Source organism: Acinetobacter sp. WC-141, assembly GCF_000313935.1.
Lineage (GTDB): Bacteria > Pseudomonadota > Gammaproteobacteria > Pseudomonadales > Moraxellaceae > Acinetobacter.
The window spans coordinates 59696-71795 of the sequence record NZ_AMSS01000072.1 but is presented as its reverse complement, the minus strand read 5'-3'; the positions used below and the strand labels follow the sequence as shown (position 1 = coordinate 71795).

Genomic DNA, 12100 nt, shown 5'->3' with positions numbered 1-12100 from the left:
TTAAATTTCAGATAAAAGCATTTTATTACTGATACGTTAACCAGCTATTGAGCTCAACCAGATCTTTTTCACCTAATTGGCCTACTGCAGCTTTTAAACGAAGCACATTTAATAAATAGTCATATTGAGCATTAAGATAATCCTGTTTTGCAGAAAAAGCATTACGCTGCGCTAATAAAACATCAACCATACTTTTTAGGCCTTCGTTATAACTTGCTTTCGAGGCTTGAGAAACCAAAGAAGATGAATCCATTGCAGCTTTTCTTGCTTCGAGTTTGGCTTGATCGGTATCGACCTGCATAAATGCACTTTTCACATCGACATTGGCACGGCGAATCGCTGCATCAAGTTGTGCCTGCGCTTTACTGGCTTCCACAGTGGCTTTTTTAATTGATGTTCGGGTCCGTCCGCCATTAAATAAATTCCAGTTCATTTCTACCCCAACCTGATCAAATTTTCCGTCAGTCGAAATGAGCGTCTCTGGTGTTTGTTTGGTATAGCCATAGCTTGCCACAGCATCTATTTGGGGATAAAGCGCTGCCTTTTCTACACGGCGCTGATCTTCGCTATATTTTTGCTGTAAGCGGGCTTGCTGAATCTTTAGGTTTTTTTGCTGGGCCAAAAAAAGCCAATCATTAAGCTCTGCCGGATAGGGCTTTTGAAAATTGAAATCACTTCGTAATACAGCAAGCTTATCTTGATAAGAACCAATATATTCAGAAAGCTGTTCTTGAGCTAAAAGTAATTGAACATTGGTTGAAATACGATTGGCTCTGGCATTTTGATATTGGGCATTTGCTTCACTCACATCACTACGTGCCACCAACCCTTCTTTGAGTTTGGCATTCATCATATTGAGCTGTTCAAGCAAAGCCTTTTCTTCTTGTAAGTATGCAACACTCAACGCCTGCTGACGCAATACATTAAAATAGGCTTCTGCCACATTTAAAACATGATCTTGTTTTTGCAGTCTTAAGGTAATTTCACTTAAGGCAACCGAAGTTTTAACTTGTTTATAACCTTCCCAAGCATCCATACGAAATAGTGGCTGACGTGCAGTTAAGGTCGCTTGGCGGGTGGTTGAAGTATTACTCACTAAAGCATCTGAAAGGCCTTCTTGATCAATACCCGGAAAGTTTGAACGTTTTACAGTTTGTCGATTACGAGTAATATTTCCAGACAGTGTAACGGTGGGTAATAACGCTCCAGTTGCCAAGCCCAAGTTCAGTTGATCTGCTTCAAATTGTTGTTGATTGGCCTGCCATGTCGGGTCATTTTGTTTTGCGCGCTCATAAGCTTCAACCAAATCTAGAGCAAAACTCGAAGACGCAAAACTCCAAAGGCCAACGGCGACCATTAATTTTATTTTCATTGTTCAAATCAACGATAAAACTTGCCCTTAAGACTAAGAAAAATTCGAATCAAACTCAAGCCATTAAAAGTTTTAGTTTTTTTAAGTGTTCTTAGTTTTCGATAATATTAAAATACAAATAAAAATCAAAAACATGCCTATCCAGCCCACCCATGAAACATGCTCACCTACCAACACAATCGCAAAAATCGCAGCAACTAAAGGTTCAAATAAAGTTAAGGTGGTCGCTTTACTAGCATTTACTGTTTTTAGTCCAAAACCGAAAAGTAAATAACCCAAAAACATAGGAATCAGCATCATATAACCAGCCACAAGTAAATTGGTTGAACTGTGTAATAACCCACCACCTGTAACCAACAAAGTAGGAAGCAAAATAACTGCCCCACCACCCATAATCATGCCCATTGCAGCTTTTGAGGCAATACCTCGATCTATTAATCTTTTTGCAGCCCATGAATAAAGTGAATAAGTTGTAGCTGCGACAAGCCCAAGAAAAATACCGAAGTATTTATTCCATTGATTTGTATCGTCTAGAACCGCATGACTTTCACCCATCGACAACATCGTTACGCCAAGCACACCGCACACAAAACTTAGGAACCAGATAGCAGTCAAAGCTTTGCGATCAAAGAATCGTTCTAAAATTGCTGCGATTAGTGGAGCAGTACCAATTGAAACCACAGTACCAATCGTAATGCCGGCATAATGCATTGAGGAATAAAAAGCCAAAGGGTAAATACCCACCGCCGCTACACCTAAAAGCAGTATTGAAAGATTTTCCCTTATAAATTGACGGTTTTCCCGTATCGCTCTTGACGCAATCAAAGCTTGTAAGAGACCTCCACCGCCCATCGCTACAGCGCCAATAGCAAGTGGGCCAAGTGTCGGAGCAAATGCGGCCGCAGTACCTGTTGTTCCCCACAAAACAGAAGCAACTAAAATCGCAATTGTGCCTCCATAGCTACTATTTTTAATGAGGCTAATCATGTGGACATTCTCTATTTAAAATATCTTCTGCCATTTGTTTTGCTAATAGAAGTTGACGACTGTTTCCTTCTAAGCCTGCTCTTGCCATAGAACCTTCTAAAAGAAAAGAAAGCTGCGTAGCCACATAGTTAACACGCTGTGAGTCGGGTATTAATTTTTTTAAATGCTCAGCAACAATAGCCTCAACTTCTTCTTTATGCTGTCTTACCGAACTTCGCCCTGCACTATTGGCCGGAAACTCAGCCGCAGCGTTCAATAACCCACAACCTCGAAAGCCTTTTTCATAGGCGAATTCTGCATGGTCTTGATAGGCATCAAACACAGCTAAAATGGCTTGTTTCGCTGTTTTGGTTCGTTCTAAACGTATTTGGTAGAGATCAAGCCACTCTTGATGGCGCGCAGCAATGTAGGCATCGACAAGCTCACCTTTTGAAGAAAAATTATTATAAAGCGACATCTTAGCAACATCTGCTTTAGCCGTAACTGAGTTAATTCCAGTTGCAGTAATGCCATCGTTATAAAATAAAGTTGAAGCGGCATCGAGAATTTTCTGTCTTGCTGTTTTATCATTCATAGCTATAATTTAAGTAGACCGACCTACCTAATAATAAAGATTTCTAACAATGATGCAATCTTTTTAAGCGTTATAATTTGAGCAATATTAATTTCTATAAAAGTACAATGATGAAAAAAGTTTTAATGATGAGTATGTGCAGCGCACTACTTTTAGCTGGATGTAATAAAACATCAGAGCAAGATCAGGCTGTATCTAAAGAGCAAAAATCAACTGAGCAAAAGGCCACTCAAAAACAAGACAGTAGTTGCTTACAAATTATGGCAGCCATGCAAAAAATTAATCAAAACAGCAAAATAGAAGACTTAAATCAAATTAATGAAAAGCTTAAAACCTGTGTTCCTTCGTTAAAAAATGATGAGCAACTTAAGCTGATTGATGCATCAACTGCCATGTATCAACGTTTTATTAAACAAGACTACACTGAAAAAACAGGTAGAGCGTTTGAAGCATTTGGCTATGCCATTTTAGAACATAAACAGCAAGACCTTAAAAAGGTCATTCAAAGTCAGAAAAAGCTCTTCGACCAACTGAGCCCACGTGATCAATATTTACTTCAACATGAAGGCCAAGCCTACATTGAACTTCTCTATCAAGGCGAAGGCATGTTTACCTATCGACGTCAGCCAAACTATTTAGTTGATGTTTTTTCTAATGCCTTACCAGCAGAACAGAAAGAGTTTTTAACTCGTATGGCAAAAGACAATCAAAATATTTTCTATAACGATGGTGCGTTGGCTATTTCTTGGAAAGAGCTCACTGAACATGCGTTATTTTGGGAAAAATTTATTCAAAAATATCCAAAAAGCCATTTTATTAATGATGCAAAACTACTTTTTAACGAATATCGCTATTTTATTTTCTTTGGTCTCGATAATACGCCTGTATCAGATGAATATGCACCGAACACATGGTTTGATAAAGAGGCGCTTCAACAAATTCGCTTTCTATCTACACAAAATCAGTCGAGTTTAGCGAAACCTGCGCAACTATTTCTTAAGTTTATTGCCACGCCTGTAGAGGAACGCAAAGCACAATTTAAAATAGATTTAACTGATAAGAATGGTGATAAAAAATCAAATTATCAGATGACTCATGAACAACTTGAGCAGCTATTAAAATTAGACTCTCCATGGAACACTGAAGTCTATCGTGACTGCCATATGGATGCGGTTTGTATAGATACAAATTGACAATGCCACCCAACCTAAAACATGTTAGTCTGTAAATCGCTTGACGGAGCGCGAGTAATAACTCGCTGAGATTGTGTAAATTTCGTGTTATCGCAACACAAGTTTGAACATGAGTACCGTTGAACCTGATCAGGTTAAGACCTGCGTAGGAATCAAGCCATCTGAAAACTTAAGCCTTAAATTTATCTTGTAAAGATAAATCCGCCATCGTTTTTGGTCGTGCTTGATTCGTTGATGTTATTCATAAGGATCATGTAATGAACCAGTTAACGAATCTCTCTTCTGCTGAAATTTCAGCTCAACATGAACAAGATGCAAAAGATTTAACCCGCATCTTACCCGCTTCTAAAAAAGTTTATATTGAAGGCTCTCGTCCTGATATTCAGGTTCCAATGCGAGAAATTTCTTTAACAGATACTCCAACTGGTCTGGGCGGTGAACATAATCCCCCTGTTATGGTCTATGACACTTCAGGTGTTTATACAGATCCAAATGTTCAAATTGATTTAGACAAAGGTTTACCTTCAGTTCGCCAGAACTGGATTGAAGAACGTAACGATACTGACGTACTTTCTGGCTTAACTTCAACTTTTGGTCAAGAACGTTTAAAAGACATTCGTACAGCTGATATCCGCTTTGCTCACATTCAAAACCCACGCCGCGCTAAAGCCGGTAAAAATGTCACGCAAATGCACTATGCCAAGCAAGGTATTATCACACCTGAAATGGAATATATTGCAATTCGTGAAAATCAACGCCAGCGTGAAGGTGTTGATATGCGTCAACATGCTGGACAAAATTTCGGTGCAAAAAACTTAAAAGAAATTACACCTGAATTTGTTCGCCAAGAAGTTGCTGAAGGTCGTGCGATCATTCCTGCCAACATTAACCATCCAGAACTTGAGCCAATGATTATTGGCCGTAATTTCTTAGTTAAAATTAATGCCAACATTGGTAACTCGGCGCTTGGTTCTTCAATTGATGAAGAAGTTGCCAAAATGACTTGGGCAACCCGTTGGGGTGCCGACACCATTATGGACTTATCGACAGGTAAAAATATCCATGAAACACGTGAATGGATTATTCGTAACTCACCTGTTCCAATCGGTACCGTACCAATTTATCAAGCACTTGAAAAAGTTGATGGTGTTGCAGAAGACCTAACATGGGAAATCTTTAAAGACACACTGATTGAACAAGCTGAGCAAGGCGTTGACTACTTCACGATTCACGCAGGTGTATTACTCCGCTACGTACCACTTACCGCAAACCGTTTAACAGGTATTGTGTCTCGTGGTGGTTCAATCATGGCACAGTGGTGTCTAGCACATCATGAAGAAAACTTCTTATATACTCATTTCGATGAAATCTGTGAAATCATGAAAGCCTATGACGTTTCATTTAGCTTAGGCGATGGCTTACGTCCGGGTTGTATTCAAGATGCAAATGACGAAGCACAGTTCAGCGAACTTAAAACACTAGGCGAGCTGACTCATCGTGCATGGGAACATGATGTTCAAGTCATGATTGAAGGTCCTGGTCATGTACCAATGCACATGATCAAAGAAAACATGGACCTTCAGCTAGAAGTGTGTAAAGAAGCGCCATTCTATACGCTTGGGCCTTTAACAACAGATATCGCTCCGGGTTATGACCACATTACTTCTGCAATTGGTGCAGCCATGATTGGTTGGTACGGCACAGCGATGCTTTGTTATGTAACACCAAAAGAGCATTTGGGTTTACCAAACAAAAAAGATGTTAAAGACGGGATTATTACCTACAAGCTTGCGGCACATGCTGCTGACCTTGCGAAAGGACATCCGGGTGCGCAAGTTCGCGACAATGCCTTGTCAAAAGCACGTTTTGAATTCCGTTGGGATGATCAGTTCAACTTAAGTCTAGACCCTGACACAGCGCGTAGCATGCATGATGAAACCTTACCAAAAGAGGCTCATAAATCTGCTCACTTCTGTTCAATGTGTGGACCGAAGTTCTGTTCGATGAAAATCACCCAGAATGTTCGTGACTATGCCAACAACCTCACTAATAGCAATTCAGAGGTTGAAGAAGGCCTCAAAGCCATGAAAGAGGTTTATCAAGAACAAGGTCAAAAACTGTATCATAAAGTGTAAATATTCAAAAAAAACACTTGCCTAGCCATGATTCTCGGTTAGGATGAAATAAATAGATTTCGTCCTGATCGAATCATGAGTATTGTTGAACGTCCAAGTTATACATCTAAAGATGTCGAAGTAACATCACGCGAATCTCTATTCCGTGGTTTTATTCAAGTTGAAAAAGTCAGTCTTCGACATCGTCTATTTAATCAGCCTGAATATACCCCTATATTGCAGCGTGAACTTGTTCATCGCCCAGAAGCGGCTGGCGTTCTACTCTACAACGATCAAAGACAACAGTTTGCGCTGATTGAACAATTTCGTGTAGGTGCAATTAATGACCCCGATTCGCCGTGGCAATTGGAAGTCATTGCAGGTGTATTAGATGGAGATGAAACGCCGGAGAGCTGTATTCGCCGTGAAACACTTGAAGAGTCAGGATGCACAGTTAATCATTTACATCATCTATTTAGCTTTTATCCATCTGCTGGGGCGTGTTCAGAACTATTTCACTTATATGCTGCCGAAACAGATTTACCAACAGAAGGCGGGGTTTTTGGCATGCCTGATGAAGGTGAAAATATTCTTTTACACCTGTTTGACTACAGCGAAATATCAACATTATTGAGTCAAGGACGTTTGAGAAATGCCCCTGTCATTATGGCGTTACAATGGCTATCTCAACACATCACAACGATAATAAAATCCGACGAGGTAGGACGGTGACTTTTCAAGTCTCAACACTTTCACAAAAAGACCATGTCATTATACAAATTACCGATACCCACCTATTGGAGTATCCACACTTAGAATTTGTGGGTATGAATCCTGAAGAAAGTTTTCATGCCATTATTCAACAGATCCTAAAAAAACATCCTGAAACTGATACCATTATCCACACTGGAGATCTGGCTCAAGCACCAACGCCTATTACCTACAAACGTTATATTCAATATATGCAAACGTTAGGTCTGCCATTTTTTCAGACACTAGGTAATCATGATAACGTTGACCACTTTCCACTGCATAAAGAGAACCATCAGGAACCTGTGGTCATTTGCTTAGGAAACTGGCGCGTTATTTTATTAAATAGTGCAGTAAAAGGTCAGATTGATGGACATCTGTCGCCAGAACAACTACAAAATTTAGCGGCATTACTCGAAGAGTTTTCAGATAACCCTGTTTTGCTGGCTTGTCATCATCATCCTTTTGCAATGAAATCTAAATGGATTGATCATCACAAGTTACAAAATTCTAATGCGTTACTTACAACGTTGGCTCCATTTGAAAATGTAAAAGCTTTAGTCTGCGGGCATGTTCACCAAGACTCCCTAAACACTTGGCAAGGGATCGAATTTTTCTCGACACCATCGACAAGTGTTCAGTTCAAACCGTTTAGTAATGAGTTTGCCCTAGACCAAAATGCTCCCGGCTACCGTTACATTCGTCTAAAAAACGATGGTAGTTTTGAAACAGAAGTCATCCGTCTTGAAAATTTTCAGGGCCTTATAAACACTGATATTTCAGGCTATTAGCCCTATTTCTTATATGCTTATATGCAATTATGACTAGGGTAAACACGTTTTGAAAATATTTACGAGGCGGAATGACTATCATCTTGCAGGAAAAATCTATATGATGACGACCCGATGGGAAAATCCATCGATGGTTTTCTATAAAAACACTTGCATATCACCATATTTTTTGCGTATAGATAATACGTGTATGATGAGGAATGCCCTATTATGGCGAATGACAACCACAACCAAGTTTTGGATGAACATACAGAAGTTGTAGTGGAAGGTGAAAAAGCTTCTGCAAAACGTGCACGTAAAGTGAAACCTAAAACTTCTGACATAGGCACAACTGCAAGTTTATTTGGTATTGCACCTTATCAACCTAAGAAAAATGAAGAGTACATGTCTGAAGGACAGCTCGAGCATTTCCGACAAATTCTGCAAGCATGGAAAGCTGAATTAATGTCTGAAGTTGATCGTACGTTGAATACGATGCAAGACGAATCAACTGCATTGCCAGATGTAAATGACCGTGCCACCCAAGAAGAAGAGTTTGCAATTGAATTGCGTACACGTGACCGTGAACGTAAATTAATTCGTAAAATCGAACAATCTATGGAAGCAATTAAAAACGAAGACTACGGTTTCTGTGAAACATGTGGTATCGAAATCGGTTTACGTCGTTTAGAAGCACGTCCAACAGCAACTCTATGTATTGATTGCAAAACTTTAGCAGAAATCAAAGAGAAGCAAAATAACGGTTAATTGTGACTGTTGAGAATCTTCTAGCTGAGCACAGCTCAGCTCTTGCGAATCAGCGAAACGATGTGTCGCTGATTCGCTACTCAGGTCGGTTTGCGCCATCGCCAACCGGCCCTTTGCATTTTGGATCACTCATTACTGCCGTTGCCAGTTACTGTGATGCAAAAGCTCACCAAGGCAAATGGCTCGTTCGTGTCGAAGACACAGATATCCCTCGTATTTATCCGGGCAGTGAAGATCATATTCTCACGTCACTGGAAGCCTTCCAGTTCGAACCCGATGCAGAAATTATTTTTCAAAAAAACCGTTTAGATATTTATGAAAGTGTATTAGACCAACTTAAAAAAGAGGGTCTTATCTACGCATGTCAATGTACGCGTAAAATGCTGGGTTCAAATGCAATCTATGCAGGGACTTGTCGCGATCTCAATCTCGATTTTCAAGGCCAAGCAATTCGGGTAAAAGTTCAGGATCAGCAAATTTGTTTCGATGATCGACTACAAGGACTTCATTGTTCTAACCTGCAACACGACCTTGGAGACTTTGTTCTTAAACGTCGTGACGGGATTATTAACTATCAACTTGCTGTCGTCGTGGATGATTATCTACAAGGCATCACCCATGTCGTTCGGGGCGCAGACTTACTAGATAACACCGAACGTCAGATCTGGCTTGGTGAGCTCTTAGGTTATCCTAAACTGAGCTATATGCACCTTCCCCTTGCGATGAATGATCAAGGGCAAAAGCTTTCTAAACAAAATCTTGCTCAGGCACTCGATTTATCTAAAGCGCCTCAATTGCTGCAACAAGCAATACAAGCATTAGGGCAACCTAGCGTTGATTTGGACCAGCCTAACGTAATGCTTAAACAAGCGGTAGCGCAGTGGAATGTAGACTTAATTCCACATGGACAAGAGCTCAGCGGAACCTACTTATAAATAAAAAAACCCGATATCAAATCGGGTTTTCTCATGCCTAAATGTTCAACTAGAAGTTTGATTCTTCCCTTTCTGGGTTTACTTCTTGGGTTGAAGCATCAATCTTTAAGATCAAGCTAATCATCGCAGCACACATCATTAAAGATGTACCACCATAACTAATAAATGGCAGAGTCAAACCTTTAGTCGGCATCAGCCCCATATTCATGCCCGCATTTACCAAGATCTGGAGCAAGAAAATAATACTAATACCGTAAGCCAAATAGCCTGCGCGAAGGTAATGATGCTTCAATGCACGATGACCAATTTTGATACAGCATGCCAACATCAAGAAAGACAAACCAATGACAATCGAAATACCAAAGAAACCAAATTCTTCACCTAACACGGCCAACATAAAGTCAGTATGTGCTTCTGGCAAATAAGATAACTTTTGGACACTGTGCCCTAAGCCTGTACCAAACCATTCACCACGGCCAAAGGCCATTAATGCATTTGATAACTGGTAACCTACCCCTAATGGATCTGCCCATGGGTCAGTAAACGAAATCAAACGCTGGAAACGATACGGCTCAAACAAAATCAAAAAGACAATACCGGTTACAATCGCACCAAGCATAATTAAGAACTGTGTTGGCGGCGCACCAGATAAAAAGAATACCCCGACCATCATCAATACAATTACGATCGTAGCACCCAAGTCAGGCTCAGCAATAATCAAACCAACCGTAATTGCCATCACACCACTTAAACGTAATAAGCCTTTCCAATGAGTACGAACCTCTTTGGCACGGCGCACAACATAGTCTGCGGTAAAGATTGCCATCATGACTTTGGCAACCTCGGTTGGCTGTAAAGTAAAGCCACCGATCTTAATCCAACGTGTAGAACCGTTCACTTCTGAACCTACCACCAAAGCAGCAAGCAGCAGAACCATGGTCAACAGCCACAGCGGGAAAGTATTTTTAAACCACGTATTGAGTGATATCCGATAGGTCAAATATGCCACCACAGCCGCAGCAACAATCGAAATACCATGACGAATCACATAGTGAAACGGGTTTTCATGCATATATTCAGCATAGGGCATCGAAGCAGACGCCACCATCACTGAACCGATACACAATAATGCAACGACACAGAAAATCAGGACATTACGTGGCGTCACTTCCGCTGGCCATTTAGGCAATATCCGTTCATACCAATGATTGATTTTCTGGATTGTGGTCTGAGCTAAGCCTGCCATACTACATTCCTAATCATGTTTTCTTTAAACCAACGAATTGACGCAGGCAACAAACTGCTGACCACGATCATTATAACTTTTAAACATATCAAAACTTGCACAGGCTGGTGATAACAACACCACATCTTCAGCTTGTGTTTCACGTTGACACAGCTCTACAGCTTCTTTAAGCGTTGCTGCATGTAAAATTTTAGTTGCGCCTTGAATAGCCTGTTCGATGATAGGTGCATCTTCACCAATCAATACCACAACTTTGGCATATTTTTCGATAGAAGAACGTAATGGAGCAAAATCTTGACCTTTACCCTGCCCACCTAAAATCAAGGCAACCTTACCTTTTTTAACCTCAATTGCAGCACCTAAACCGTCAATTGCTGCAAGTGTAGCACCAACGTTAGTCCCTTTAGAGTCATTATAATAACGTACATCATGTACAGTTCTCACATACTCACAGCGGTGCTCTAATCCTTTAAATTGTTTTAACGTTTCAAGCATAGATTCCATAGGCAAACCAATTGCTTCACCTAATGCCAAACAAGCTAAAGCATTGGCTACGTTGTGCATGCCTTGAATATATAAATCTGAGCTTTTAATTAAACGCTGCAAACCACGTGCAAGCCAAAGCGTGCCATCACCATCTCTTAAAACACCATATTGATTTAAGTCTGGTGCATTTAGACCAAAGCTTTGCATTGGTGTTGTATCTGGAACAAGAGGGCGACTTAAAGCATCATCACGGTTAAATATAACTTTTTTAACGCCTTGGAAAATACGGTGTTTTGCTTGGTGATAACCCCACATATCGCCGTGACGATCTAGGTGGTCTTCACTCATGTTAAGAACTACAGCAACCTCAGCATTTAGGTGAGATGTGGTTTCTAACTGGAAGCTTGATAGCTCAAGTACAAGTAATTCAGGTTGATCTTTAAGTAAATCTAGAGCTGGTCGTCCAAGGTTGCCACCCACAGCAACTTTTTTACCCGCATCTTTAGCCATTAAACCAATTAAAGTTGTTACTGTACTTTTGGCATTAGAACCCGTAATAGCCACAATAGGCACTTCGGTCGCACGACGTAATAGTTGAATGTCGCCTACTACTGAAATGCCTTGAGCAATAGCTGCCTGAATTTCTGGTAATTGTGGTGCAAGGCCTGGGCTTAAAATAATTTCTTCTGCTTGTAATAATAGTTCTTGGTCAAGTTGACCAAAACTGGTTTTAACACCAGCTGGAATCTGGTCATGACCAGGAGGGGTTGGACGAGAGTCCGTTACTGCAACTTGGTAGCCTTGTTCATGCAGGAAATTAACAGCAGAAACACCTGATATTCCTAAGCCTGCGACAACTTTTAATCCACCACGTTGTATTAACATTTTTGCCCCACAATTTATCA

Annotated in this window: 11 protein-coding genes and 1 riboswitch; of the genes, 6 read left to right on the top strand and 5 right to left on the bottom strand. The window is 40.4% G+C overall.

Translation table 11 applies throughout. The features are described from left to right. Nucleotides 1-25 precede the first annotated feature (25 nt). The 3 genes from abuO to ACINWC141_RS14465 all read right to left on the bottom strand — a co-directional run bounded on the left by abuO (nt 26) and on the right by ACINWC141_RS14465 (nt 2933). Nucleotides 26-1372, bottom strand: coding sequence for a multidrug efflux outer membrane protein AbuO (abuO, locus tag ACINWC141_RS14475; RefSeq protein ID WP_034678743.1), 1347 nt, complete (start codon nt 1370-1372; stop codon nt 26-28). Nucleotides 1373-1453: 81 nt separating this feature from the next. After that, on the bottom strand, nt 1454-2359 hold the full coding sequence (locus tag ACINWC141_RS14470; RefSeq protein ID WP_009392327.1) for a DMT family transporter: 906 nt from the start codon (nt 2357-2359) through the stop codon (nt 1454-1456). Further along, on the bottom strand, nt 2352-2933 hold the full coding sequence (locus ACINWC141_RS14465) for a TetR/AcrR family transcriptional regulator (protein WP_009392294.1): 582 nt from the start codon (nt 2931-2933) through the stop codon (nt 2352-2354). Before ACINWC141_RS14465 ends, ACINWC141_RS14470 begins: the two co-directional genes overlap by 8 nt. Before the next feature lie 107 nt (nt 2934-3040). Here ACINWC141_RS14465 and ACINWC141_RS14460 point away from each other — a divergent pair, with 107 nt between their 5' ends. The 6 genes from ACINWC141_RS14460 (at nt 3041) to gluQRS (ending at nt 9463) form a co-directional block, all read left to right on the top strand. Then, nucleotides 3041-4126, top strand: coding sequence for a hypothetical protein (locus tag ACINWC141_RS14460; protein WP_009392369.1), 1086 nt, complete (start codon nt 3041-3043; stop codon nt 4124-4126). Nucleotides 4127-4160: 34 nt separating this feature from the next. After that, nucleotides 4161-4295, top strand: a riboswitch (TPP riboswitch). 88 nt (nt 4296-4383) lie between these two features. Further along, nucleotides 4384-6261: a phosphomethylpyrimidine synthase ThiC gene (gene thiC, locus ACINWC141_RS14455; protein ID WP_004795134.1), complete on the top strand. Its 1878-nt coding sequence runs from the start codon at nt 4384-4386 to the stop codon at nt 6259-6261. A 75-nt stretch (nt 6262-6336) separates the two neighbouring features. Beyond that, nucleotides 6337-6972 carry an NUDIX domain-containing protein gene (locus ACINWC141_RS14450; RefSeq protein WP_009392264.1) on the top strand — a complete coding sequence of 212 codons (636 nt, stop codon included), beginning with the start codon at nt 6337-6339 and terminating at the stop codon, nt 6970-6972. Beyond that, on the top strand, nt 6969-7781 hold the full coding sequence (cpdA, locus tag ACINWC141_RS14445) for a 3',5'-cyclic-AMP phosphodiesterase (RefSeq protein ID WP_034678741.1): 813 nt from the start codon (nt 6969-6971) through the stop codon (nt 7779-7781). Before ACINWC141_RS14450 ends, cpdA begins: the two co-directional genes overlap by 4 nt. A 210-nt stretch (nt 7782-7991) precedes the next feature. Then, nucleotides 7992-8528, top strand: coding sequence for an RNA polymerase-binding protein DksA (gene dksA, locus ACINWC141_RS14440; RefSeq protein ID WP_004640678.1), 537 nt, complete (start codon nt 7992-7994; stop codon nt 8526-8528). 2 nt (nt 8529-8530) lie between these two features. Next, entirely contained in the window at nt 8531-9463 is a 933-nt protein-coding gene (gene gluQRS / locus ACINWC141_RS14435; protein ID WP_009392367.1) for a tRNA glutamyl-Q(34) synthetase GluQRS, read from the top strand. Between the two features lie 49 nt (nt 9464-9512). On the opposite strand, the gene ftsW is transcribed toward gluQRS, so the two are convergent. Continuing rightward, the gene (gene ftsW / locus ACINWC141_RS14430; RefSeq protein ID WP_009392256.1) at nt 9513-10709 is read right to left on the bottom strand and encodes a putative lipid II flippase FtsW; all 1197 of its coding nucleotides are present in this window, start codon (nt 10707-10709) and stop codon (nt 9513-9515) included. Between the two features lie 24 nt (nt 10710-10733). Further along, nucleotides 10734-12080, bottom strand: coding sequence for a UDP-N-acetylmuramoyl-L-alanine--D-glutamate ligase (gene murD / locus ACINWC141_RS14425; RefSeq protein WP_009392329.1), 1347 nt, complete (start codon nt 12078-12080; stop codon nt 10734-10736). Nucleotides 12081-12100: the final 20 nt, after the last annotated feature.

What these genes read in the sequence shown, in the direction of transcription:
- abuO (WP_034678743.1), bottom strand. Translation starts at nt 1,372, where the DNA reads ATGAAAATAAAATTAATGGTCGCCGTTGGCCTTTGGAGTTTTGCGTCT.
- ACINWC141_RS14470 (WP_009392327.1), bottom strand. Translation starts at nt 2,359, where the DNA reads ATGATTAGCCTCATTAAAAATAGTAGCTATGGAGGCACAATTGCGATT.
- ACINWC141_RS14465 (WP_009392294.1), bottom strand. Translation starts at nt 2,933, where the DNA reads ATGAATGATAAAACAGCAAGACAGAAAATTCTCGATGCCGCTTCAACT.
- ACINWC141_RS14460 (WP_009392369.1), top strand. Translation starts at nt 3,041, where the DNA reads ATGATGAAAAAAGTTTTAATGATGAGTATGTGCAGCGCACTACTTTTA.
- thiC (WP_004795134.1), top strand. Translation starts at nt 4,384, where the DNA reads ATGAACCAGTTAACGAATCTCTCTTCTGCTGAAATTTCAGCTCAACAT.
- ACINWC141_RS14450 (WP_009392264.1), top strand. Translation starts at nt 6,337, where the DNA reads ATGAGTATTGTTGAACGTCCAAGTTATACATCTAAAGATGTCGAAGTA.
- dksA (WP_004640678.1), top strand. Translation starts at nt 7,992, where the DNA reads ATGGCGAATGACAACCACAACCAAGTTTTGGATGAACATACAGAAGTT.
- ftsW (WP_009392256.1), bottom strand. Translation starts at nt 10,709, where the DNA reads ATGGCAGGCTTAGCTCAGACCACAATCCAGAAAATCAATCATTGGTAT.
- murD (WP_009392329.1), bottom strand. Translation starts at nt 12,080, where the DNA reads ATGTTAATACAACGTGGTGGATTAAAAGTTGTCGCAGGCTTAGGAATA.